Source organism: Streptomyces sp. B1I3 (assembly GCF_030816615.1).
Classification (GTDB): Bacteria; Actinomycetota; Actinomycetes; order Streptomycetales; family Streptomycetaceae; genus Streptomyces.
Genome location: NZ_JAUSYD010000001.1, coordinates 4210741 through 4234357, shown reverse-complemented (window position 1 = coordinate 4234357; position 23617 = coordinate 4210741). Strand labels below are relative to the sequence as shown.

The 23617-nt window shown below is 68.5% G+C and carries 19 protein-coding genes and 1 pseudogene; 9 read left to right on the top strand and 11 right to left on the bottom strand.

From position 1 onward, the window contains the following. Window positions 1-819 precede the first annotated feature (819 nt). The 3 genes from QFZ58_RS19475 to QFZ58_RS19465 all read left to right on the top strand — a co-directional run bounded on the left by QFZ58_RS19475 (window position 820) and on the right by QFZ58_RS19465 (window position 2345). A complete protein-coding gene (locus QFZ58_RS19475; protein ID WP_307126175.1) occupies window positions 820-1566 on the top strand; it encodes a hypothetical protein in 747 nt (248 codons plus the stop codon). Between the two features lie 132 nt (window positions 1567-1698). Beyond that, window positions 1699-1947 (top strand): type II toxin-antitoxin system CcdA family antitoxin, encoded by a 249-nt coding sequence (locus QFZ58_RS19470; RefSeq protein ID WP_031090678.1) that lies wholly within the window; start codon window positions 1699-1701, stop codon window positions 1945-1947. Then, window positions 1944-2345: a DNA-binding protein gene (locus tag QFZ58_RS19465; protein ID WP_307126174.1), complete on the top strand. Its 402-nt coding sequence runs from the start codon at window positions 1944-1946 to the stop codon at window positions 2343-2345. The genes QFZ58_RS19470 and QFZ58_RS19465 overlap by 4 nt, the downstream gene beginning before the upstream one ends. 526 nt (window positions 2346-2871) lie before the next feature. Here the strand turns inward: QFZ58_RS19465 and QFZ58_RS19460 are convergent. The 4 genes from QFZ58_RS19460 to QFZ58_RS19445 form a co-directional block, all read right to left on the bottom strand. Next, entirely contained in the window at window positions 2872-4818 is a 1947-nt protein-coding gene (locus tag QFZ58_RS19460; RefSeq protein ID WP_307126173.1) for a YncE family protein, read from the bottom strand. Window positions 4819-5227: 409 nt separating this feature from the next. Then, the gene (locus tag QFZ58_RS19455; RefSeq protein WP_307128924.1) at window positions 5228-7537 is read right to left on the bottom strand and encodes an ABC transporter permease; all 2310 of its coding nucleotides are present in this window, start codon (window positions 7535-7537) and stop codon (window positions 5228-5230) included. 92 nt (window positions 7538-7629) lie between these two features. Beyond that, entirely contained in the window at window positions 7630-8319 is a 690-nt protein-coding gene (locus tag QFZ58_RS19450) for an ABC transporter ATP-binding protein (RefSeq protein ID WP_307126172.1), read from the bottom strand. Then, the gene (locus tag QFZ58_RS19445; RefSeq protein WP_307126171.1) at window positions 8316-8840 is read right to left on the bottom strand and encodes a PadR family transcriptional regulator; all 525 of its coding nucleotides are present in this window, start codon (window positions 8838-8840) and stop codon (window positions 8316-8318) included. Before QFZ58_RS19445 ends, QFZ58_RS19450 begins: the two co-directional genes overlap by 4 nt. A 743-nt stretch (window positions 8841-9583) precedes the next feature. On the opposite strand from QFZ58_RS19445, the gene QFZ58_RS19440 reads away from it, so the two are divergent. After that, entirely contained in the window at window positions 9584-10171 is a 588-nt protein-coding gene (locus QFZ58_RS19440) for an Imm21 family immunity protein (protein ID WP_373428569.1), read from the top strand. A 26-nt stretch (window positions 10172-10197) separates the two neighbouring features. Here QFZ58_RS19440 and QFZ58_RS19435 read toward each other — a convergent pair. The 6 genes and pseudogenes from QFZ58_RS19435 to QFZ58_RS19410 form a co-directional block, all read right to left on the bottom strand. Continuing rightward, window positions 10198-10422: pseudogene (locus QFZ58_RS19435) on the bottom strand (IS5/IS1182 family transposase); the annotation flags it as partial. A gap of 546 nt (window positions 10423-10968) precedes the next feature. Beyond that, window positions 10969-11757, bottom strand: a complete 789-nt coding sequence (locus tag QFZ58_RS19430) for a helix-turn-helix domain-containing protein (RefSeq protein WP_373428665.1) — start codon at window positions 11755-11757, stop codon at window positions 10969-10971. A 316-nt stretch (window positions 11758-12073) separates the two neighbouring features. After that, entirely contained in the window at window positions 12074-12469 is a 396-nt protein-coding gene (locus QFZ58_RS19425) for a thiol-disulfide oxidoreductase DCC family protein (RefSeq protein ID WP_307126170.1), read from the bottom strand. 324 nt (window positions 12470-12793) lie between these two features. Next, window positions 12794-14020, bottom strand: coding sequence for an HTTM domain-containing protein (locus tag QFZ58_RS19420; RefSeq protein ID WP_307126169.1), 1227 nt, complete (start codon window positions 14018-14020; stop codon window positions 12794-12796). Then, window positions 14010-14573 (bottom strand): DUF5819 family protein, encoded by a 564-nt coding sequence (locus QFZ58_RS19415; RefSeq protein ID WP_373428664.1) that lies wholly within the window; start codon window positions 14571-14573, stop codon window positions 14010-14012. The genes QFZ58_RS19420 and QFZ58_RS19415 overlap by 11 nt, the downstream gene beginning before the upstream one ends. Before the next feature lie 343 nt (window positions 14574-14916). Continuing rightward, entirely contained in the window at window positions 14917-16317 is a 1401-nt protein-coding gene (locus tag QFZ58_RS19410; RefSeq protein ID WP_307128921.1) for an ice-binding family protein, read from the bottom strand. Between the two features lie 1065 nt (window positions 16318-17382). On the opposite strand from QFZ58_RS19410, the gene QFZ58_RS19405 reads away from it, so the two are divergent. Then, on the top strand, window positions 17383-17610 hold the full coding sequence (locus tag QFZ58_RS19405) for a DUF6243 family protein (RefSeq protein WP_307126167.1): 228 nt from the start codon (window positions 17383-17385) through the stop codon (window positions 17608-17610). A gap of 460 nt (window positions 17611-18070) precedes the next feature. Then, a complete protein-coding gene (locus QFZ58_RS19400; protein WP_307126166.1) occupies window positions 18071-18382 on the top strand; it encodes an NIPSNAP family protein in 312 nt (103 codons plus the stop codon). 231 nt (window positions 18383-18613) lie between these two features. Here QFZ58_RS19400 and QFZ58_RS19395 read toward each other — a convergent pair whose 3' ends face one another. Then, a complete protein-coding gene (locus QFZ58_RS19395) occupies window positions 18614-19375 on the bottom strand; it encodes a polysaccharide deacetylase family protein (RefSeq protein WP_307126165.1) in 762 nt (253 codons plus the stop codon). A 911-nt stretch (window positions 19376-20286) separates the two neighbouring features. Between QFZ58_RS19395 and QFZ58_RS19390 the strand changes: the two genes are divergently transcribed. From QFZ58_RS19390 to QFZ58_RS19380, 3 genes are all read left to right on the top strand, one after another. Continuing rightward, window positions 20287-22059 (top strand): VCBS repeat-containing protein, encoded by a 1773-nt coding sequence (locus tag QFZ58_RS19390; protein WP_307126164.1) that lies wholly within the window; start codon window positions 20287-20289, stop codon window positions 22057-22059. Between the two features lie 216 nt (window positions 22060-22275). Beyond that, window positions 22276-23394 carry an NADH:flavin oxidoreductase gene (locus QFZ58_RS19385; RefSeq protein ID WP_307126163.1) on the top strand — a complete coding sequence of 373 codons (1119 nt, stop codon included), beginning with the start codon at window positions 22276-22278 and terminating at the stop codon, window positions 23392-23394. 65 nt (window positions 23395-23459) lie between these two features. Next, window positions 23460-23588 carry a hypothetical protein gene (locus tag QFZ58_RS19380; protein ID WP_307126162.1) on the top strand — a complete coding sequence of 43 codons (129 nt, stop codon included), beginning with the start codon at window positions 23460-23462 and terminating at the stop codon, window positions 23586-23588. Window positions 23589-23617: the final 29 nt, after the last annotated feature.

Genomic DNA, 23617 nt, shown 5'->3' with positions numbered 1-23617 from the left:
CTCGAGGGGTTGATGTGTGGGGGAGCTTCCCGTCTGGCGCCGTCCCGACAGGCCCTTACGCGTTGAGGTACCACCACCCCGGAGAAGTGGACGACGCTGGCTCAGCGCAGTCATCGTGTGCCGGCTGTCGTGGCTGTCTCTTAACGGCACCAGCCCCCCTCCCAAGCCCGCCGAGGACGAGCCGTAGCGCACCAGATTGGCACCAGATTGACCGGTCAACAGCGGTCACCACGAGCCACTCAGACACTACTCAGCTCACGCTAGGTGGGACCGTTTCCCAAGGTCAGCACCTCAATCACTCTCAAGCGATCAGTGATTCCCAAGCTCAGAGCGCGAGTTCGATTCTCGTCACGCGCTCCATGAAAAAGCCCCAGGCCAGCGGCCGGGGGCTTCTTTGTTGCCTGGACCAGTTCAGGTATCTCGTGCCATATCCGTGCCAGATGCCTGATCATCCGCCGCCTCACGCCGGGCCCGCACGAGCTGGTCGAGGCCGGCCGCAACCTCGCGCTGCCGCTCCAGGCGAGAAAGGCCGACAGAACGACGAACCGCATGCCGGTCAGCTCCGCGGCCTGCCTGGCACGGACGGTGAGATTGTCCAGATCGATGTCTTGCGGCGCAGTTCGGCCTGTTCCTGGCGGCGAAGGGGTCCGTCTGCACCGCCGTAGACCATGAGCCGCCAACGGGGGCGGAGGGTGTCGGCAAGCGCGTCGACCTGGTCGACGGTGGCGACGGATCGTTCGGCCGCGGTTTCCTTTCCCGCGCCCCGGATACGACAGGCGCTGCGGGAATGGCATCCGAAGTCTGGTCTAGGTTTCGCCTGTGAACCACAGCCGTTCCAACGCCGACGCGCCCCGCGAGCCTGACTTGCCGCCGTACCAGGTAGTCCTGTCAGAGACTGATTGGGGTTCGCTCGAGACGCCATTCGGGAACGGTAAGGACCTTCCCGAGGTCCTTGCACGGCTGTTGACGCCCGACCCCAAGGCCCAGATCAACGCTTTGTCAGAGCTAGGCGAGATGGTCGGCCACCAGAACACCATCTACGAAGCCACTGCCCCCGTCGCCATGTATGTCGCCGGCGTCCTCACCCACCCGGCGGCTACGACCCCCCGGCCCTATCGCAATGTCCCCATCCGCGCGGCACTGTTGGACTGGTTGGTTTCCACGGCCTACGACGCCTCCGACGAGATTGTGGGCCGCACGGAGCAGCACTTCCCTGGCTTCCTGGCCCCCGGCACCATCGTGGCGTCCTTCCGGGACCTGCGCCCGATGCTCTATCAGGCTGTCTCGCCCTTCTGCCGAGACAGCCACGAGGACGTGCGCGAAGCCGCCGTTATCGCCGCGCTCATCCTCGCCGAGCACCCCGCGCTCGCCGAGCACCGCGATCACCTCGCCGTGCACGCGCGCGCCATCCTGGACACCAGCGGCGACGCCCCCAACCGGCGTGTTGCCCGGAAGGCACTCCAAGCATGGGGTCACGACGTCCCCGCAGCTGATCCTTTCCTGGAGGAGCCCTGGGACTGGGGGCCACACAGCGATGGCCGCAGCGATCTCGAACCGCCCTTCTGACCAATACGCGCACGGCCCGCGGGCGGGTACTCGCAGCGCCGGAAGCCGCACCCTCCAGTCGCGAAACCTTGACCGGAACGATCGGTGGCGTAAACCCAAGCCCCCTCACGCATACTCGAGTATGCTCGACGTATGTCCTCCACGACTCGCATCACCGTCACGCTCCCCAGCGATCAGGTGGCGGAGCTCCGAAAGCTCACGGACAACGTCTCCGGCTATGTAGCGGAAGCCGTGGCCCGCCAGATCCGGCACCAGCTCCTGGGCGACGACCTTCGCCGGCATGAAGAAGAGCACGGAGGCTTCAGCGACGAGGAGCTCGCCGAGGCCCGCGCGAGGATCTTCGGCTCAGCCGGCTCTTCCAAGGGCGCGGACGCCGCGTGAGCGAGCGCATCGAAACCGTTGTCCTGGACTCGGAAGGGCTCTCCGCCTGGATCGCGCAGGACCGCAAGCTCCTCGCGATGCTGCAGGTCTTCCACGACACGGGAGCCGACCTCGTGATCGGGGCGAACACCATCGTGGAAGTCAGCCACTCCCACATCAACGTCCCCGGCTTGAACTGGGCCCTGTCCCGGGTCAAGGTAGAACCGGTCACCGAACAGGCGGCCAAGGCTGCGGCGGCGCTTCTCAAAGGCACCGGGCTGCACGGGCACAAGTACGCCATTGACGCAACGGTCGCCGAAGTCGCGCTCCGCCAGCCCAAGCCCGTCGCCCTGCTGACGTCCGACAGCGATGACATGGCCAAGCTCTGCGGCAACCAGGTCCGCGTCATCCCCCTCTGACCCACCAGCCCACCCGGAGCATCGACGCCGACGCCTGGCGCATGGCCGGATGGACCGTGCGCCAGCTCGGACGACCCGCACAGGAATAGCCCAACCCATCAACTGAAGGTCCGACGTGAACATCCTGTGAGACAACATCGCGAAACTCTCCGCTGTCTGCCGAGCGGCAGGAGCCCAACTCCCCGACGAGGAGCTCAGGAGCCTCCAGGCCGGCAAGGTCGCCGAAGAAGCCGGTGAGGCCATGCACGCCCTCCACGGCCGGAAGGGCCTCACCGCCTGCGGAGACGACCAGATGTACGACGGCGAGGGTAACTGTCTGCTCCACGTCGATGCGGCGGGCGGCGAGACCACTTCGAGTACACGCACTCCGACCTGATCTCCGCCCGCACCACACCCGACGGCGCCCGCCAGAAGTCCACCCACGATCGCGCCCCGTCGCCGTGCAGCGAACCTCGAAGGGCTCCACCGCGAGCGGTAGAGCCCTTCACAAGGCATCGGATCCGTGAAGTGATCCGGACGGAACGGCCTAGTTGGAGAAGTACAGGTACTTCCAGGAGCCATACGTCGTGGAGTTCACGGTGTCGCCGGACGACCCGTTGACGTACACCGACCGCATCCGCGCCTTGATCCCGGACTTCCCCGGCGCCCCTAGGCGTACGGCCGACTTTCCGTTCGTGCCGAGCGGGAAGTACTCCGAGCCGGCGGAATACCACTTTCCGCCCGAGTAGACCTGGAGGTCGAGACGTTGCTTACGCCCCTTGTAGTAGGACATGGTCGTCGTGAGCAGCGGATCGGTGCTCTTGTGGAACCAGTAGTACGACGTCGAGCCGATCTTGGCCGTCTTGTAGTGCTTGGAGACGGCGGTGGAAACCTTGACCCGGGCGTATGCCGTGGACTTCACCGTCCTGGGCGCGATGCGGGTGTCACCCTTGAAGACCGCGGTGACTTCCGTGTCCCGCGTCATGTCCACCGTCGCGGAAATGTTGCCGCTGGAGTTGACCGTCCCGGTCTTCAGCAGCTTGTTGGGCTTGTCTCCGCCGAAAGGGTTCGCCCAGATCTCGACCGTGCGGTTCTTGTACGTCGAGCCGAGGTGCGCGGTGAAGGAGACATCTGCGCCGTAGTCGTAGACGCTGCCGTTCTTGTTCAGGGTCAGCGTCGGCGTCGTGTGCGGAACCGTGACCTTGTCGGACGCGCTGACCGCCATGTGCGCGGCGTCGCCCGCGTAGGCGACCTTGTACGTGACCGTGCCGCCGGCCGGCGGGGTGTCCGTGAAGGTGTACGAGCCGTCTGCCTTCAGCGTGACAGCGGGCAGCGCCTTGCCCTTGGGGCTCTCCGGGTCGGTGCGGGTGACCTGCAGTTTGGCGCCACTCGGCAGCGGCACTGTCGCCGACAGCTTCCCGGTCACGGTGAGCCGATTTCCGCGCGTGGCGGTCGACGGTGCGTTCACCGTCAGGCTCGGGACGTTCAGCGTTGGGTCGGTGAGCGCCTTGAGGGTGTAGCCGCCGGGCGAGTTCACGAGCGCGAAGATCCGGGAGGCGTCCGGGGCCCAGGCGAGGACGGAGGTGCCGGCGGCGTATGTGCGGATCGGCTTGGTCGCGCCGGGCCGGTAGACCGCCACGTTCGCGTCGCTGATCTGGGCAACCAGACCGTTCGGAGCGATGTCCGCGCGCTGCCCGGCCGGGTAGGCGCCGGCGGCGGTGAACTTCCCGTCTGCGTAGACGTGCCGGTCCGTGCCGTCGACCAGCACCTGCGGGGTACCGGGCACGAGGTCGATGTCGCTGACGTAGTTCAGCGAGTAGTCGCCGTTGTGCCAGGCGGTCACCTGGGGTGTGGCGCCGGAGACGTCGACGACGGCCAGCAGGTCCTTGGTCATGTCGAAGAAGTCGGTCGCGCCGACGGCCAGCAGTCCAGGTGCGGACGGGTCGGTGTCGAGGAGCGGCGCGCTCCCGACTCCGGAATCCCGGGAGAGCTGTCCGAGCGTCACCGGGTCCGTCCCGCCGGCCGGGTCCACCGCCGGGTCGACCGAGCCCAGGTTGCCGTGGCCGTCCAACTGGTCTTCGTAGGTGAACCAGGCCTTGCCGGCGGCGAATTCGACGTACAGCGGGCCGATGCTGGTGGCCACGGGGTACCGGGCCTTGATGTCGAGGGTGGCCGCGTCGAGGGCCACGATCTCGTGGCTGACGCGCGCCGCCGCGTACAGGGTGGTGCCGTCGTCGGAAAGAGCCAGGTCGAAGATCCCGTCGATGCCGCTCACCGAGTCGACAAGCTTGCCGTTGTAGTCGGTGGCGATGATCCTGTCGTTCGTGTCGTCGCCGACGAAGACCCGTTGTCCGACGCCGTCGACGACGATGCCCGCAGGCGAGCCGATGGTCGCGGTGACCGCCGACGCGGGACCGGCCGCGGCGACACTCAGTACCACCGAGCTGAAGAGGACCGCGAGCGCTGTCGCGGTCGAGATGCTGCGCGTACGCACAGTGTTTTACCCCCCACGAGAAAACCCGGTGGATGACCGGGAGTCGATAGCGCCGCGCAGCACCCGGACGTGACCGCGGAGCGCGGTGACGCGCGGGGCGCGGCTGCTGTCGGGCAGCGTATGACATGAAAGTGACAAATGAGGGGGGAGTTTCCCGCGCGGAGACGGCGCGATCACCCGACGGAGTCGGGTGAGGGCGGCCGGAGCGGCCACGCGGGGCGTCGTCGCCGCGCCCCGGGCCGCTCTTCCCCATGGTCATGGCCCGCGCGCTGCTCCTGAGCCGCCCCAAGTGAAGTGGCCTGCCTACGACCCATGAGCGGAGTGGGCCGGCTCCGGGGCGGGTGGACGGGGCCGGCCGGCCCGGCCGAGTGGACCGGGCCGGCCCGCCCCGAGGGGCCGCTGCTCCGGGCTACTCCGTGCGCAGGCCCTCCGGCCGCATCAGCCGCAGCAGCGGTGGCAGGCTGAGGAGGGTCACCGCCAGGACGACCGCGACGCCGATGCCGGCCATGGCGAGGACACCGGTCCAGTCGACGCGGACCGGAGTGGCCGTCATCTTCAGGAGCACCGCGCCCAGCATCAGGCCCACGGCCGAGGCCAGCAGCAGGCCCAGGGCGATGGGGATCGCGGTCTGCCACAGCACCGACAGGCTCAGCGTGCGGCGCCGGGTACCGAACGCCACCAGGGCCGACAGCAGCTTCTTCCGCTCTTGCAACTGCTCCAGCTGCGAGACCAGCAGGCTCGCACCGATCAACGCCAGCACGCACGCCGCCCCGACGAACAGACCGGTGCGGATGGCGTCGAACCGGCCGGTGCGCTCCACCTCCGCCCACGTCACGGTGCTCGCCAGCGGATCGACGGCCGCCGCGGTGTTCCGCACCCGGTCGTGGACGTCCGGTACCGACTCGTCCAGCCTGAGGTAGGCGTGCCCCTCCAGGGCCGGCGCGAGCGTGTCCGGCACGGCCTTCGGCGTGATCAGGACGCCGCCCCGGTCGATCCCGGCCAGCAGACCGTGACGCGGCTTCGCCGTCTTCACGCCCTGCGGCACCGTCCAGGGGATCTCCAGGCTCTTCGGGCTGCCCTCGTACGACGGGTCGAGGTACAGCTTCCGTCCCGGGGCGGCCAGCTTCGCCACGTCGACCCCCGTGTCCCACTCGGCGCCGTGGACGGCGAACACGTCCCCGTCGGCGCACGAGGGCAGATCGGCGATCTCCCGCAGCGCGGTACAGCCGCCCACCGTCACGGTCGTGGTGTCCTCCGGGTCGCGGGCGCGGTCACCGAGGTGGCCCTCGGAGTAGTCGTACACCTCGTGCACACCCTTGGTGTTCCGCAACTTCTCGGCCGCCGGGGCCACCGGCACGGCGTTCGGCAGGGTCACTTCCATCTGCGCCCACGCCACGTCCTGCCCGGTGGACTTGATGTAGTCGTCCTCGACGCCCGCGAACAGCATCTGCAGCGCGATCGCCCCGGCGACGGCCACCGCGATGCCGTTGACCATGCGGGCCGCCGTACCGCTGCTCATCTGCAGCCGGCGCACGGCCAGCTGCCAGGCGACGCCGCCGGCACCGAGCCGGGCGACGACTGTCTCCACGATCCACGGCAGCAGCGCGGTCACGCCGACCAGGAGCAGCACCACACCACCGGTCACCAGGTACTGGTTGAAGTCCCCGTTGTCCCGTCCGTCGCCGATCATCGGGTAGAGCATGGCCAGCCCCGCAAGCGGCAGCAGCAGCCGCCACCACAGCTGGCGCCGGGGCGGCCGGCCCGCGCGCACCACACCGAGCGGCTCGATGACGACCCCGCGCAGCGCCAACAGCGTCACCAGCACCGCCGCCGTCAGCACGGCCACCGCGACCAGCAGGACGAGCAGCGGCGAGGGGTTGAGATAGCTCGGGAACACGCTGATGTGGAACACCTCGGCGGTCCCCGCGAGGTGGCGCCCGACCATGAAGAACCCGGCGCCGAAGACCAGCCCCAGCATCGCGCCCGCCAGCGCCTCACCGGCGGCGATCCGCCGGGTCATGCCGCTGTCGGAGCCCACCAGCCGCAGCGCCGCCAGCCGCCGGTCCCGCCGCTCCCCACCGAACCGCACCGCCGCCGCGATGAAGACCGCGACCGGCATCAGCAACACCACGAAGAGGACCAGGATCAGCAGGAGCAGCACCGGGTCGGACCGCTCGGCGGTCGCGTTCGGGTTGCCGTATCCGTCGATGCGGACGATCCGGCCGCTGTCGATGTGCGGCGCGAGCCCTCCGGCACCCTGGTAGAAGGCGAGTTCGGCCGAGCCGATCAGCCCGCCCTCCCCGATCGTGCCGACGATCCGGTCCGGCAGCCGCTCGCGCAGCAGCGCGCCGGAGTCCGACTCCAGCAGCTCCTTCAGCGCGGGGGAGACCACCATCTCGCCCTTCGCCGGGAACCGCTCCACCCCCGGAGGCAGCGGCGCCCGCGGCCCCTCGGGTTCCAGGGCCCGGCCCCGGATGCTGTCGTCGCGGAAGTCCGAACCGACGTTGGCGACCACGAGGGTGTCGTCGGCCTTCGGCAGCCGCTCGTCGATGAAGGTGATGTCGGTGCGGGCGGCCTCCCTCTCCTGGCGGACCTCGAGCGCGTTGGGCAACGCCGTCGTCAGCAGGAGCAGCGCCACGCCGAGCCCGACGCCGACCGCCGTCAGCACTGCCCGCGTCCACCCCTCGCGCCCGCCGTTGAAGGCGAATCGGACGCCCATGGCCAGGTCCGCGGCCACGCGCCGCGTCCGGCTCCGTCCGCCCGGGGCGGGACCCGTCGGCAGGGTCCGCGGCCGTTCTCCCGTGGACAGGCTCATACGACGCGCTCCATGTCCCTGGACCTGCCGTCCCGCACCACGATCTCGCGGTCGGAGTAGGCGGCCACCCGTGCCTCGTGCGTGACCAGTACGACGGCGGCGTTGGTGGAGCGGGCGGCGTCCGTGAGGAGTTCCATCACGCGCTCGCCGTTGAGGGAGTCCAGGGCGCCGGTCGGCTCGTCGGCGAAGAGCACGCGCGGGTTCGTGACCAGCGACCGTGCCACCGCGACCCGCTGCCCCTGGCCGCCGGAGACCTCACCGGGCCGCTTCTTCCTCAGGTCGTCGACCTCCAGCCGCTCCATCCAGGTCAGCGCGGCGCGCTCGGCCTCCTTGCGGGAGGTGCCGTTCAGCCGCAGCGGCAGGGCGACGTTCTCGACGCACGTCAGCTCCGGCACCAGCTGCCCGAACTGGAACACGAAACCGAACTCGGAGCGCCGGAGCGCACTGCGTTCGGCGTCGCTCATGGCGGACAGCTCCCGCCCGCCGTACATGATCGTCCCCGAGTCGGGCGTGACGATCCCGGCGAGGCAGTGCAGCAGTGTCGACTTGCCCGACCCGGAGGGCCCCATCACGGCGACGACCTCGCCCGGGTGGATCGAGAACTCCGCGCCGTCGAGGGCGAGGGTCGGGCCGTAAGCCTTGCGGAGCTGCTCGGCCGAGAGCAGCGAACCTGCGGGAGGAGTCATCGGGCCACCGCCTCACGGAGCTTGTCGAGGCGCGCCGCGGTGAGCTCCAGCCAGCGCAGGTCGGCCTCCAGGTGGAACAGGGCGTGGTCGCAGATCAGCTGGTCGGCGAGGTCGCCCTTGCGCTTCCGGTCGGTGAGGATGCGCATGCTGAGCAGGTGCTCCGAACGCTGGGTGTCGAGGACGTCGGCGGCGTCGCGATGGGTGAGCAGCGCGAGGACGACCTTCGTGTACAGCGTCGACTGGAGGTACGGCTCGGGCTTCTCCGGCGTGGCGAGCCACCGCTGTACGTCGGTGATCCCGGCGTCGGTGATCGCGTACCGCTTGCGCTCGGGACCGCCGCCGGCCTCGATGCCGTCGACGACGACGAGGCCGTTCTTCAGCAGGCGGGACATCGTCGAATAGACCTGGCCGTAGTGCAGCTGCCGGTCGTGACCGAACTTCTCGTCGAAGGCGCGCTTGAGGTCGTAGCCGTGGCGCGGCCCGGACTCCAGGAGTCCCAGGAGGGTGTGACCGATTGACATACCGAGGACTCTACACGCGGTGTATACGTGCCATGTATACACGCAGTACAGAGATCATGGTCGCTCGTGCGGAAGCCCAGATCGGAGGCGTTTGTCACTGTTTCGCTACGACGGAAGCCGCGCCTTGCAAGCGTGCGGTGACGCGGCTTCACGTGAACGTCTCGGCGAGATCGGCCGCCGGGCACCGCGCGCCGCTACCTCCGCCCGCACCGCCTCCTCGACCGCCGCCATGGCCTTGCGGGTGGCAGCGTCGCCGCGCGCCCGGTCCCGCAGGGTGCCCGCTGTGCCGCATGAGGATGGGCTGACCGCCCGCGAATCGCTTGTGGTGGACCGAGGCGGCGCCCTGGAGTCGCTCGGCCCGCTCCCGCGCGTCGACCGCCCGGCGCTCGGCCTCCTCGGCGCGGCGGCGGGCCTGCCGCACCTCGACCGCCTCCTTTGGCGCGTAGTGGCGCCAGCTCTCCCCGCTCGTGCCCCAACCGTGTCCAGCGGAGCGGACCAGCAGTGCCGAGGAGCCCGGCCGAAAGAGGGCTCCAGGTACACACCACCAGCTCAGAGCCCGGGTTCGATTCTCGCCACCTGCTCCATGAAAAAGCCCCAGGCCAGCGGCCGGGGCTTCTTTGTCGTCCGGGACGGCCTAAAGGGCTGTCCCGTAACTGCTGCGTGCCACAGGCGCTGAGCCTTTCACCGTGCTGGGTTCCAATGAGCGCGGGGACGCTGTCACTGGGCGAGGGCACACTGACTGCGTGATCACTTCTTCATCCATCACAGGCGTTGCCTCCGGCCCCTCCCCCGTCTGGGTGGAGTCGATGGGCGGCCCTCTGATCGTCGTCCCCGTCTCCGCTCTGGCCTCCTGGGGTGGGTGTACGGAGAGTGGTCTTATGGCGGGAGACGCCATTGCCCCAGACGACTACGACCGGGCCTGCGCGGTGGACGATTCGGCCGGTGTGATCCCCATCGACGAGAACGGCTCGCAGGCCCTGGTGTTGGCGGACGAGCCGGCGACCAGCTGCTATCTGCCCGAGCACCGAGCGTTCCTGCGGTGGCTCGCCGCCGAAACCGAGGCCGGGCTGAGAGCCGCAGCAGACGCTGTCCTCGCAGACCCAGCCACGGTGTGGGACGAGTGCGGCACTTGGGTCTCGGACGGTCCGGCGGTGCTCATCGACTCCGCCGAAGCAGGCTGCGACTTGGGCATCGAGTACCCCGACGGCGGGATGCCCGCCCAGGCATTGGTCCCGCTGTCCGCCGGCCGCTGGAGGGTCCGCGCCACGCAGACCAAGGCGGACGAGGAGAACTGGGTCGGCCTGGTCCAGCTCCTGCCCACCGAATCCTGAACGGACACGGCTTCGGTCGGATGCGGTCAGTCGCGGCGCGCAAGATTGTCCAGATGGGCGATGCCGAGCATCGCGTGATGTAGGCCAATACCCTTGAGACGGCAGTCGCGCAGGATCTTCCAGACCTTCATCCGGGCAACGGCATGCTCGACCCGAGCGCGGACCTTTCGGTGAGAGGCGTTGTGCTCTTCCTTCCAGGCAGGCAGTTCGCTCTGTCCAGGGTCGCGGCGGTGTGGAATAACGAGCTTGGTAGAGCGCGAGTTCGATTCTCGTCACCCGCTCCACGCCTGAGGCCCAGGTCATCGACCCGGGCCTTTCGCTTGCCCACCAACGGCACCGCCCCCGCTGTCCTCAACCGGCTGCGGACGGCCGAAGGGCGCGCGACCACCCTCTGCTGCGCCCGGAGCATGCAGTCTCGACACAGACCCGCTCTCCGCACGCCTAATCGTCACCGATCCCGTCAGCCGTGAAGAGTGGGAGGTCGACATCCTCAAGGAAGCACTCTGGCGGCCACCCGTGCACATAGAGCACGGCTTGGTACTGTCAACGCCCTTTTTCGGTTCTGGCGGTGAAGGGATGGACGCGCCGTGGTCACCCGTCCTGTCCGGGATCATCCACAGGATCACCTTCTGCCGGTCGGAGAGTCCTCGTCCCATGCCACCTCGCCTCGCCGAGCACCCCCGGCGCAGAATCGTGGTGTGGCGGGCGGTCCTCGGTCTCTTCCGTGGCGTCGGCCTCCGGGAGGGGCAGCCCCCGTGCCCCATCGAGCGGGAATCAGACCTTCTGCCGTGCAGGGTTCACGGTGTGGCGCTGTCGTAGCTCCCGAGGATGTCGGAGACGAAGTGCCGGGTGTTGTCGGGGCTGAGCGCCTGGGCCCGCAGGTGGGTGTGGATGAGGTTGTAGTGCTGCAGGTCGGATCGTTTTTCCAGGTAGAGGTCGCTGGTCGATCCTTCGAGGTACACCACCCCTGCTTCGGGGCTGTCCGCGAAGCCCAGGATCGAGAACTGTCCTGTGACATCCGGGAGGGCTCCCGCGCTGTAAGGGAGGACCTGCACGGTGATGTGCGGTTCGGCACTCAGCGCGTTCAGATGCTCCAGTTGTTCGCGCATGAGGCCGGGGCTGCCGACGACTCGACGGAGCGTTGACTCGTCGAGGACGACGCACAGGCGCAGCGGGTCGGCGGGGTCGTAGATCCTGTGCTGGCGGCGCAGTCGCACCTTCAGGCGGTTGGATACCTGTTCGGCGGTGGCCGGGGGGATCGTTTCCTCAATGACTGTCTGGGCGTAGGCGGGGGTCTGCAGCAGGCCGGGGATGACCAATGGTGCGAAGCAGTAGATGAAGTGGGCGTCGGTCTCCAGGCCGATGTAGATGCTGTAGGGGATGTCGCCGTACGTGTTCCACCAGCCCTGTTGTGCGGATTCTTTTGCCATCCTCATCAGGGAGTTGAGTACATGCTGGTCGGTGACGCCGTAGAGAGCACACAGGTCACGGACGTCACGGGGGCTGATGGCACAGTGACCGTTTTCCAGACGGCTGATCTTTGGCTGGGAGATCAGGAGGCGCTCTGCGACCTGCCCACCGGTCAGCCCGCTGTCGAGGCGGAGTCGACGGAGCTCGGCTCCCAGACGGCGCTTCCTTACGGTGGGGCTCATCCTCGCGACCACGGGCAGTGCATCTCCGGGCGTAATGGGCGCACTGCCGCTCAACAGGCTGCCGACATCAACATTTCGAGCATTCTGCATCGCTGTGCTGAGGTGTGGAACAACCGCGTGGAGGAATCCACCCGCGTGGCGTAACACTGAGCGACCCTCTTGCAGTGAATGACGGTGTGCCGGGCTTCGGTCAGCGACTGGCTACACCTTCCGCCGCGCATAGGAACCAGCGTTCTGCCAGGGGCCGAGGTCAGCCCGGTCGGTGTTCGGTCGGCATCGCGCAGGCCGGTGAGCCGCCGGGCATCCGGTCACGTCGGGTAGCGATGATCCGGTAAATGCCGTGGGCGATCCAGCGGACCGGTGGCAGGGTGAGCACCCCTCCGGGCCAGACCCAGATGCCGCCCGCGCGGAGCAGGAGCTTGGCGACGGCCTGCGCGCCGCCGTACACCGTTCCTGACGGCGAGATGTACAGAAGTTCGTGCTGAGCTCTCCGCCGAGTCACACCGAGAGCGTCGAGGTCTGTGAACTGCCAGGGGGTGACGGTCAACTTGGGCCGCAATCGCCGCATCAGGTAGTTCACCGAGGTGGTACAGAAGGCGCAGTCACCGTCGTAGACCAGCACCGGGATTACAGATCGCTGGGGCATGGGCTCGTCCTGTCTGAGTGCACTTCCCTGGGCGGGGCAGCTGTCCGTCACTGCAGCCCGACGTCGGAAGCGGTGGTCGGGCACCAGTTGTTTACCGGGTGCGGTGAGATCGAGATGCCGACCGAGTCCGGTCAGGGGGGTCTGCGCTGCGGTGGGCACCCCTGTGCCGGAGGGTCGGGCCCCGTCAGCTTGTTCGACCGCCTGTTCAGGGAATCCGACGTCCGGTACCTCCAGCCTGCGGGCAGGAGGTACCGGGCAGGTTGCCGTCCGCGCTTCGCCCGTAGTGAGTGGGCGTCGTGCGACAGCGCAGTAACGGGCCGGCGCTCACCGCGGGTCGGGGACCAGCTTGTCCTTGTCAGCCGAAACCGGAAGTCCTCTTTCCGGAGCGATCTGCTGACCCGCGGTGGGTGGGCCGCCTCTGAGTTGCGGGGGTACGGACCGGGAGTCCGGCCCTTCGGAAGCGCTGTGCCGCCGCAGGCCGGCCCGCGCGGCCGTGCGCCGGGCGGAGCGGGCCAGGAACATGTAGAAGCGGTCGGGGAGGAACGCCGCGTCCGCCACGATCATGGCCCCGGAGAACAGGGGGAGCCCCATGAGTACCGCGATGCCGATGTGCATACCCAGCAGCATGGCGAGGACGGGGTACTTCAGCCTGCCGAAGAGCACGAAGGGGAACGCGACCTGCAGGAGCACGGTGACGTAGCTGGCGACGGCAACCACGGTCGGGTACTGATCCACGAGATGCGAGAGGGCCGGCCAGGGCTGGAAGAGGTCGAGGTTCAGCACGTAGTGGATGGCGGTGCCCCCGCCCCACGAGGCGCCCTGGACCTTGTACAGGCCGGCTGCTCCGTAGAGGAGACAGACCTGGGCTGCGATGACGAAGAGTCCGCAATTGTGCACCACGGTCGTCAGCGTGACCCGCACATCGCGCAGCTGCCGCCGCCAGAAACTCCTCTGCGGTCGTGGTGGCGCTGTGCCCGCTCGCGCGACGGCCCGCCGGGTTCTGCGCGCGTCCAGGGACCAGCGCCGGCCGCACGCGGTGAGGACGAGGTAGAGAGCCATCAGCAGGATCAGGTTGTCTCCCCCGTCCGTCATGAAGATCGCCCTCGCGTGGAAGGAGACCACCACGACGGCGAACAGGACGGACATGACGCGGGTCCGCCAGCCCAGCGTGAACAGAATGGCCGTCACCACGGCCGCCGCGTAGCAGAGCTCGAAGTAGCTACGGCTGCCGGACAGCGTCAGGATGCTGTTCCAGCCCGACTGGTCGAAGAGCTGCTCTGCCAGCTCGGGCGTCCACGGTGAGCCGGGACCCCAGATCTCGTCACGGTGCGGGAACTCACGCAGGAGGAAGGACAGGTACAGCAGGCCGTACCCGATGCGCAGAACCGCGGCCGCGTACAAGGACACCGGCCGGCCGGTCACCAGCGCCCAGAACGCACCGGCCCGCCCACTCAGCCACCGGACGACCACTCTGTCCCTGGTGTCCTGTGCAACCGGCCGGTTCGGGGTCACAACCGCGGACGGGGATGGGGGCAGTTGCTCAGTTCCCATGAGAGGACACCTTCCACCAGGGCAGAAGCCGGTTCTCGACCGGGACGGGCGGACGCTTGGAAGTCGCTGTGCCGGGAGCTGCGATGGGCAGCGTCAGGACACGAAGCTGGATGAACTCGAACGGACCGCTGTTGTGGTCCTCGAAACGGTCAGCGGCGATGTTGCGCAGGTACTGCTGCAACATCACGGCGCGTTCCGAGTTCGCCTCGTCGTTGCCGCCGTGCAGTTCGACGTAGGTGGTCCACGCGCGGCGCAACATGTTCTGCGTCGTGTGGCTCGGGAATACGTTCTGCTCGACTGCCGAAGAATCCACAGCCCCGAGGTCGAACCAGTCACTCACCCGGACCGATCCATCTGGAGCGGTGTGTGAAGTCCTTGCCAATACCTGTCGGTTGACGGAGTCGGGATCCGGGGCGAACAACCGCCAGTTCTGCTCGAACAGGGGGTACACCCACGCGTTCACCTGCGAGCTGTACCGCTTCGACACAGCATTTGGGGGTGCCACATGGAGAAAAACCATGACGACGTGCGTCAAAGCTGTCACCACACACATGAGCACCACGGTGCAAGAAACCTTGTGCAGGGCACGGGCAGCTTTCGCCCGGCTCGGCGACACAGCCTCACCCTCACTGCCGGCGCCGGCGCCGGGCGGACCGGATTCGGGCTGTTGCACTTCTTCCGTGTCCACTGCTTGCATTCCGCCTGGCACCGCCCACCCAGTTCTTCTCATGCCAACTCTCGCATTTAATGCCGTCGTCGCGAATACCACTGGCGGCATGCGGCAGAAAGAGGAATCTGCCGCATGCCGCCAAGCTGCCGTCCAGTCATTCCATACGTACGGTCAGTCCGGAACCTGGCCCCGTGACTCCTCGGAACCGCCGTGCCAGGTCCGAGACCTAACCCGCGTGACCTTCAGGGCCACCCTGCTCATCGGGCTTGTCCCCGTAGCCGTGGTGCTCGCCGTGCTTGTCGTCGCCTCCGTGACCCGGTCCACCCTCGTGACCCTTGTCCGGTCCACCCTCGTGGCCCTTGTCCGGCCCACCCTCGTGGCCCTTGTCCGGCCCACCCTCGTGGCCGTTGTCCGGTCCACCCTCGTGACCGTGACCCGGGCCGCCGTTGCCCGGCCCACCATTGCCTGGGCCGCCGTGATCCGGCCCGCCGTTGCCCGGGCCGCCGTGATCCGGCCCGCCGTTGCCCGGGCCGCCGTGATCCGGCCCGCCGGGCCCACCACCGTGGCCGCCGGTGACATTCCCCGCGGTGTTGCCGCCGGTCGTATTGCCTGCGGTGTTACCACTGATCGTGTTGCCCGCGACATTCCCCGATGTGTTGCCGGAGATGTTCCCGGACGTACCGCCGGTCACCTGGCCGGCGACCAAGCCCCCGGTCGAGATGCCGCCAAGAAGGCCGCCGACCGCGCCCGTCGACGCACCGCCGGTCGTCGCACCGCCCAGCACACCACCCAGCACACCGGTCGTGCTGCCTGTCGTCGTGCCGGTGGTGGTCCCGGTCGTGGTTCCGGTGGTGGTGCCGGTCGTCGTTCCGCCCGTGGTCGTGGGTGAGCACGTTCCGGGGAAGATCCGGTTGTTGTCGAGCGTCACCGCACCGGTGCGAGCCAGCGCGCGGCCCTGGATGTTCGTCCCCGTGGTCACAGTGATCGAGGTCAGAGCCATGATCGTGCCGACGAAGGTGGAGTTGGTACCCAGCGTGGCCGAACTGCCGATCTGCCAGTACACATTGCAGGCAGACGCGCCGTTCGTCAGAAGCACCCGACTGGAAGACGCCGTGGTAAGAGCCTCAGGAATCTGGAACACCCAGACCGTGTTCGGGTTCCCCCCGGCATCCAGGACCAGGTCACCGGTGAGACCCACACCCGACACAGCGGTGTACACACCCGGAAGCAGCGTGTCGCCGTTCCCGATACCCGCCGCAAGCGCGAAATTCGTGGCCTGGCCCGCCGCTTGGTTGTACGCCACGATCAAATCACTCTTGGCCTGCAGCGCCGCAGCGTCCGCGGAATGCACCGCACCGAGCACCTGCCCGGGCGGGAATCCGGAAATAGCCGTCCCCGGGCTCACCCCGAGGTCCTGACTGAGGACCGTAGGACCGGTGTTCGTGACCTCCGCACCCGCCAGAACGGAGTACGAGGCAGCCGTGCCCAACGGCACGGGCGTTGCGATGGCCATCGCCTGCGTCGACGTCACAGCAACCATGACACCGGCAACAGTCGCGGCAAGCCCCGAGGCAAGCCAGCCGGACAGAGCACGGCGGGGAGCCAATTGAGGGAGTTTCAACTTCATCGAGAGGCCATTTCCTGTCGGAGAGTCGTGGTCCACGGCACACCTGGCCCAGCCAAACAGCCCGGCCACTGTCACGTTGCCGCCGAATATTACGCAATAATCTTTAGCACTCCGGAAACAAAATCAACGATTTCCGCGGCAACGACACGCCAGTAAAATGGCAATAGCCAATTGAGCGCTTATGATCATAAGCCTATTCACTCCGGTGCGTCTTTTTTCTTCACTCACATGACGCAAAGTCTCAGGCGCGACCGCAAGGGAATCCCATCCGGGATGTCATCGTGCCGCCGTCCAGGTGAGATCGACGAACCGCTGCCACGTGGGCGGGGCGCACCCACGACCTCATCTCCGCACAAACTCAATACATGCGACTTCCAGCCCCGTTACCGCACCCGTTCAGGCGGCCTGGGAGAAGCGCCGGCTCGCGAGGCGCTTCGGCGCGGGCACTGTGCCGAACCGCTGGATCCCGTCGATGGGTACGCTCCCGCGTTCGCCGCATGCTGCGCACGTGGCGAGGCACGGTTCGCTGTATGCGCGACCAGCATCGACGAACGCGAGTTCCGCATCGAGATTTCCACGGACTCCGGGTGGGTCGGGGAGCCTTCGGTTCCATGAGGAGGTTCCACGTGCAGTGCCGAGCGGAGACGGTCTGTGGAAAGTGGTTCTCTTCCGCTCGCCTGGGTCGTCGCACATTCCGTCACGTGGCCGGCTCCGCCTCGGAGCCCGCGCGGCCGCAGCGCTGGTAGCGGCGAACATCCCTGCCGGTAGTGGTACGGCCATCGAAGGAGGCCGGCCGCAACCGCCGGCCTCAAGGCCCCGGCGATCTGAGGTCCCGGAAGGAAACGGCTCACCCCGGGCGCTCGCCGACAAGCCGAGGACGCCGAGGCGGCGAAAGGGCATGGCGTGCGGGGCCGACGGAACCGGGTAACGTCTTTGTCATGTTCTTCCAGACGCCGATTTACGAGTGAGAGCGTGATGGGCCCCCTGCTGACGTCCCCCGACGTCGCCGCGCCCGTCCCCCACCGATGAATCCGTAGATCACTTCACATCTTTTCCGGAGAACCCATGACCGTCAGCAAGAACATCAACAACCCCGTGGGCATGGGCGGCGGCCAGCGCAAGAGGCTGTCCCGCGCCGAACGGCAGAACAACGGTCCGCACCGCAACCTCGACCGCCAGGGTGCCGCCGACCAGAAGGCGGAGCTGGTGCGCAAGATGCGCGAGAAGGCGGGCGCGGCCGAGGGCGCGGCCGAGGACGCCGGGCGGACGGACGACGACACCGCACAGAGCTGACGCATCGCCGCCGCAGGGCGGACACCGCACGGGCCAGGGCCCGGACCGCGCAGCACGGTCCGGGCCCCGATGCTGCACCGGGGCTCTGCGCGCCACCCTGACCGGCACCCACAACCTCACGGCCATCGTCGTCTGCCGCGACGCCGACGCGCCGCACGTCCACCTCACCAGCCGTTTCGGCCGTCTCGAAGGCATCGACCGCACGGAAACAGCCGTGATCACCTGCTACCGCAAACGGACGGCCCCCGCGCTCTGAACACAACAGCGCCACTCCACGTCCGGCCAGGGCCGGCAGCGTGATCGGCAGCGGAGATCCATGGAGGAGAGGCTGTGCCTTCCACCACTCCAGAGGGTCAGAGTCTCGTGCCCGGGGAGGGGCAATTCCGTCCGGACCAGCCGTCGGCCCGGCAAGCGGCTTCGGTCATACCGATCTGCGTCCGTGCCACGGCATCATGCAGGCATGATCACCATTCATCTGAAGTACGAGATCGACGCCGACAAGATCGAGGCGTTCGAGGAGTACGGCCGCCGCTGGGTCCGGCTCGTCAACCGACTCGGCGGGACGCACCACGGCTACTTCCTCCCGAGTGAGGGCGACAGCGACATTGCCTACGCCCTGTTCTCCTTTCCCAGCCTGGCCGCGTACGAGCAGTACCGATCGGCCAGCATGTCCGATCCGGAGTGCCAGGAAGCGTTCGAACTGGCTCGTGAGACCCGCTGCATCAAGCGTTACGAGCGCCGTTTCCTCAGGCCGCTCGACGACCTTGCCTAGTCCGGAGGGAGGTGCTTGGCGAGGTCCCGCCGCGCGACTGTGCGCAGTGCTGCAGTGACGTCAGCGGTCGAGGTGTTCGCGGCCTCGGTGTGACGCGTCACGGCGAACAGCTGGAGGAAGATCGCGGGCTCGTCGACGGGCGCCTTGCGGATTTCGGGTGCGGCCGGGTCGATGGCTCAGTCCGCGGGCTTCCAGCAGCTGATCGTCTCCGCCGACGGGAACGCAGTTCACTCACCGCACGGGAAAGCCGAAGGAGTACCCCTGCTGCTTCAGCCAGGGCAGGATCTCGCGCAGCGCGGCCAAGGTCTGGGAGCGATCCCCACCCGCGTCGTGGAAGAGCACGGTCGGCCCGTTGGCGATCTCGCTCTTGACGGTGGCCACCATGGTGTCCACACCGGGACGCTCGAAGTCCTTGGTGTCGACGTTCCAGCCCAACGGTCGCATTCCCCGGGACGCGGCGAGCTGCCGGCTGTACGGCGTGAAGGCTCCGCCCGGGGCGCGGTAGTACTGCGGCCGGACTCCCCCGGACGCCTTGGTGATCATGCGTTCGGCATCCAGGATCTGCTGGGACTGGTAGGCCTCGGACCGGCCGTCCATGGCGGTGTCGTGCGAGACCGTGTGGTCACACAGTCGGTGCCCGTCCGCCACGACCGCCTTGACCAGGTCCGGGTACGCCTCGGCCTGCGTGCCCACCATGCAGAACGTGGCCTTCACACCACTGTCCTTCAGCAGTTGCAGCACCTGCGGCGTCCAGGCCGGGTCCGGTCCGTCGTCGATGGTGATGTTGACGCCACGGGCGCCGCGGTCCGAGGCGTGTGCGATGTCCACCGCCACGGGCCGGGTGTCCGGCGCCGAGACACGTGCTTGCGGCTGCCGCCCTCCGGTGGGGTCGGCCTGCGCGGTCCACACCGAGGTGGCAGCGGCCAGCGTCGTCACCCCGAGTGCCGCCGCGAGAAGCCGGCCGTTCCATCCCCTTCCCTTGTGCCTTGCCATGTCCGCCCGCCCCTTTGCCGTTTCCGCCGATGCCGTGCGCCCATCAAGACACACGAACGCCCGCACAGGCTGCCTCTGTTACCGATCACAGACGAAGCCACAGAAGGCCGGCGACAATCACAGGGATTCCACGACAGACGAGGAGCGCGACCGCCTGGCCCGCTGATCGCAGGGTCTCGTGAGCCGGAGCAGTGAGCCGGAGCAGTGAGCCGGAGCAGTGAGCCGGAGTAGCAGGCACCTGGGGAGAACTTCTGTCACGAGCCGCTGTGTGTATGCGCCGGCCTCGCACCGCGACGACGAGGCATACCGGGAACGCCGGCACACGAGCCACGACGGGCGGAGCGGGCAACGCGCCGATGCCGGTGGAACGTCGGGACGGTGACTGCCGGCCGCGTGCGGGGACCTCGGGCTTCGGAGCTGGGCCGGAGCTTCGCGCCCGGACGCCCCGCACGCCTCCCGGCTGTCTCGGTGGTCGTTCTCGAGGTGCGGCTTGGGCACATCCACGCCGTAGTCGCGAACTGGGCACGAGCGACGGGCGGCCGGGCGTTTCCCCACCCGTTATTTCTCCCGCTGTCGTCGGCGCAATTCGGTGGGGTCATCCCTTTTGACGGTCCGCATCTCCGCCATTCGGCGTGCCGCACCGCCGCCTTGCGCCCGGTTCGCACTTTTCCCGAACAGGGCCACAACCCCGCACTCCGGATAAGGGACTTGCCTCCGAGGCCTTTCTGAGGATAGATCTACATCACGACCCTGGGGAGGGGCGCCACCATCGGTGGGGGGTTTCTGGTTCCGTCGTTCCGCGTGCTGAGGGCATATCGCCGTAGGCACGTCGACGACGTCACATATCTGTGGTTCTGCCCGGCAAGCGCTGCTTCCTCAGACGGTCTCCTTATCTTTCACGTGGAGGCAGCATGCCCAACCCTGCGAGACCTGAGTCCCGGTGGCCCCGACGGATCGCCGTATCCGCCGCGCTCGGCTGCGCCGGACTGCTGGTCAGCAGCTCGATGACGATCACCGCGTACGCGGCCGAGGCGGACGGGGGTACGCCGGGAACGATCGTCGCTCCCCGTCCGACCACCACCGAGCGTCCGGTCCTCTCCGTGCCCGGCCGGTCGTCGACCGCCGGGAAGAGCCGGGGCCTGGCCCGGGCCGCCGCCGCCCCCGCCGCGCAGCGGGCCGACTTCGACAACGACGGCACGGGCGACTTCGTCTACCGCCTGCCCTCCGGTGACGTGTGGACCGACTGGGGATACGACGCGGTTCCCGCGATCTCCGGCGCCGATTCGCAGGTCAAGGACCTCCTGCTGCCCGGCGACCTCACCGGTGACGGTCGGGCCGATCTGCTGTCCCTGACCGCCACCGGCTCCCTGCGGCTGCACGACGGCGTGAGCGCCACGTACGAGGGCGGGCTCTCGGCGTACTCCACGCTGAGCAGCGGCTGGCAGGCGTACAACAAACTCGTCGTTCCGGGTGACCTCAACGGTGACGGCAACCCCGACCTGCTCGCGCGCAGCACCGCGGGTCTCTTCCTCTTCCCGGGCACCGGTACCAACTTCGGCAAGGGCGTCCAGATCGGCGGGGCCGGCTGGAGCCAGTTCGACCAGCTGGTCGGTGCGGACGACCTCACCGGGGACGGCATCGCCGACCTGGTGACCCGTAACTCCTCCGGGCTGTACGTCTACCCCGGCAACGGAGCCGCCACCGGTTATCCGTTCATGGACCGGCTCCAGGTCGGCGGCGCGGGCTGGTCGCAGTACAACCAGCTGGCCGGCGGCACCGACTACAACGGCAACGGCACGGCGGACCTCGTCGCCCGCGGGTACGACGGCACGCTCTGGTTCTACGACGGCAAGGGCACCGGCACCTTCCAGGCCAGGCAGTCCTCCGGCACGGGCTGGAACGGGCTGACCCCGCTGGCCGGTTCCGGCGGGCAGCCGGCCTTCGGCAAGCAGGGTGTCTTCGCCCGCACCAGCAACGGCACGCTGTACTACTACGACGGCACCGGCACGGGCCGGCTGTCGGCGAAGTACCTGATCGGCACGGGCTGGACCCGTTCCGAGGTCCGGCTGACCCACTCGGTGTCGCTCCGGGACACCGGCGATTCGGACCTGATCGCTCACAGCACGTACGACGGCCACCTGTACAACACGGCGGACTACGCCTCGGACGACTCGCTTCTCGCGAGCGGCTCGAAGTCGTACAACCTGGTCGTCGGGCCCGGTGACCTGAACGGTGACGGCAGGAGCGACCTGCTCGCCCGCAGCTCGGCCGGGCTCTACTTCTACGCCGGCAGCGGCAACGGAACCTCCGTGAAGGCCCGTGTGCAGGTCGGGGGCGGCGGCTGGAACCAGTTCAACAAGCTGGTCGGTGCCGGTGACTTCAACCTCGACGGGCGGGCCGACCTGATCGCCCGCAGCTCCTCCGGCCTCTACTTCTACGCCGGCACCGGCAAGGCGAGCAGCCCGTTCGGCGCGCAGACGAAGGTGGGCGGTACGGGCTGGAGCCAGTACACCAACCTCGCGGCGCCGGGTGACATCAACGGGGACGGCATCGCCGACCTGCTGGCGTCCAACTCCGCGGGTCAGCTGTTCTTCTACGCCGGTACGGGCAAGGCGGCTTCGCCGTTCAAGGCGCGGGTGCAGATCGGCACCGGCGGCTGGAACCAGTACCCCGACCTGCTCTGATCGCGTCGGTGCGATCACGCGTCGCACCACGTGTCCGTCCGCCCCGTCCCGTCCCACTCCCGTGGGGCGGGGCGGGGCGGCCGCGTTCCGGAGGACACCGGGATCACCGCGAGAGCCCCGGGAGACGTTGACCACATCGGGCCCGAGCGGGATGCCCCGGCCTCGCCTCGATGTTGGCGACGGTGGACACGCCCGCGCCGATGAACAGGACATGATGTGACAGACGTGACAACCGGCCGTTCAGCAGACACCCTCTCGCGGCCGTTCGCGGTACGGGGGCTGAACTCGCGCAACCGGATCGCCATGGCGCCCATGACCCGGCAGTTCTCCCCGGGCGGCGTCCCGGGCCAGGACGTGGCGGACTACTACGCCCGGCGGGCCGCCGGCGGCGTGGGGCTGATCATCACCGAGGGCACCTACGTCGACCACCCCTCCGCGGGTACCAGTGACCGGGTCCCGCGGTTCCACGGCGAGGACGCGCTCGCCGGCTGGGCCGGTGTCGCGGACTCCGTGCACCGGGCAGGCGGCGCGATCATCCCTCAGCTCTGGCACGTGGGCGTCACGCGCGCGGAGGGCGCTCCGCCGGTGGCGGACGCGGAGCCGGTCGGCCCCTCGGGGGTGTCCCTGTCGGGGGAGCCCAAGGGGCGCGCCATGACGCAGAAGGACCTCGACGACGTCATCACCGCGTTCGCCGACGCGGCGGCCACCGCTGAGCGCCTCGGCTTCGACGGAGCCGAACTGCACGGCGCCCACGGATATCTGATCGACCAGTTCCTCTGGTCCGGTAGCAACCGCCGTACCGATGCCTACGGCGGCAGCCTCGTCGCCCGGACCCGTTTCGCGGCCGAGATCGTGGCGGCCTGCCGCGCGGCCGTGTCCGACTCCTTCCCCCTCTTCTTCCGCCTGTCCCAGTGGAAGATGGATTCCTACGAGGCGAAGCTGGCGCAGACCCCCGAGGAGCTGGAGGCCCTGCTGACTCCGCTGGCCGAGGCCGGTGTCGACGTCTTCCACGCGTCCACGCGCCGTTACTGGCTGCCGGAGTTCGACGACTCCGACCTGAACCTCGCCGGCTGGGTGAAGAAGATCAGCGGTAGGCCGACCGTCACGGTCGGCTCCGTCGGACTCGACGGCGACTTCTTCGGCGCCTTCCAGGGCAACGGTTCCGCGGTCACCGGCATCGACCAGTTGCTGAGCCGCCTGGAACGCGACGAGTTCGACATGGTCGCCGTCGGCCGCGCGCTGATCGCGGACCCCGAGTGGGCGGAGAAGACCCTGCGTGGCCGCGCCGCGGACATCACGCCGTTCACCGCGGAGATGCTGAACGTCCTGCGCTGATCAGGTCGCGGCGTGCGGGCGCCTCCGATCCCGTGGCGGCCACCGGCACGAGGTACGCGATGCCGGTGGCCGCCACTCTTCCCGCGCAGCGAGGACACCGCACGCCGGTCCCGGACATCATCTTCGACGACCGTGCTCCCTACCCTCTGCCGGAGATGTCCGCCTTCTTCGAGGCCCCGGCGCAGAGCGTCTGAGCCGGGCGCCCGGGCCCCGGTCCGCCGCC

What these genes read in the sequence shown, in the direction of transcription:
- QFZ58_RS19470 (WP_031090678.1), top strand. Translation starts at nt 1,699, where the DNA reads ATGTCCTCCACGACTCGCATCACCGTCACGCTCCCCAGCGATCAGGTG.
- QFZ58_RS19455 (WP_307128924.1), bottom strand. Translation starts at nt 7,537, where the DNA reads ATGGGCGTCCGATTCGCCTTCAACGGCGGGCGCGAGGGGTGGACGCGG.
- QFZ58_RS19450 (WP_307126172.1), bottom strand. Translation starts at nt 8,319, where the DNA reads ATGACTCCTCCCGCAGGTTCGCTGCTCTCGGCCGAGCAGCTCCGCAAG.
- QFZ58_RS19445 (WP_307126171.1), bottom strand. Translation starts at nt 8,840, where the DNA reads ATGTCAATCGGTCACACCCTCCTGGGACTCCTGGAGTCCGGGCCGCGC.
- QFZ58_RS19425 (WP_307126170.1), bottom strand. Translation starts at nt 12,469, where the DNA reads ATGCCCCAGCGATCTGTAATCCCGGTGCTGGTCTACGACGGTGACTGC.
- QFZ58_RS19420 (WP_307126169.1), bottom strand. Translation starts at nt 14,020, where the DNA reads ATGGGAACTGAGCAACTGCCCCCATCCCCGTCCGCGGTTGTGACCCCG.
- QFZ58_RS19415 (WP_373428664.1), bottom strand. Translation starts at nt 14,573, where the DNA reads ATGTGTGTGGTGACAGCTTTGACGCACGTCGTCATGGTTTTTCTCCAT.
- QFZ58_RS19410 (WP_307128921.1), bottom strand. Translation starts at nt 16,317, where the DNA reads ATGAAGTTGAAACTCCCTCAATTGGCTCCCCGCCGTGCTCTGTCCGGC.
- QFZ58_RS19405 (WP_307126167.1), top strand. Translation starts at nt 17,383, where the DNA reads ATGACCGTCAGCAAGAACATCAACAACCCCGTGGGCATGGGCGGCGGC.
- QFZ58_RS19400 (WP_307126166.1), top strand. Translation starts at nt 18,071, where the DNA reads ATGATCACCATTCATCTGAAGTACGAGATCGACGCCGACAAGATCGAG.
- QFZ58_RS19395 (WP_307126165.1), bottom strand. Translation starts at nt 19,375, where the DNA reads ATGGCAAGGCACAAGGGAAGGGGATGGAACGGCCGGCTTCTCGCGGCG.
- QFZ58_RS19390 (WP_307126164.1), top strand. Translation starts at nt 20,287, where the DNA reads ATGCCCAACCCTGCGAGACCTGAGTCCCGGTGGCCCCGACGGATCGCC.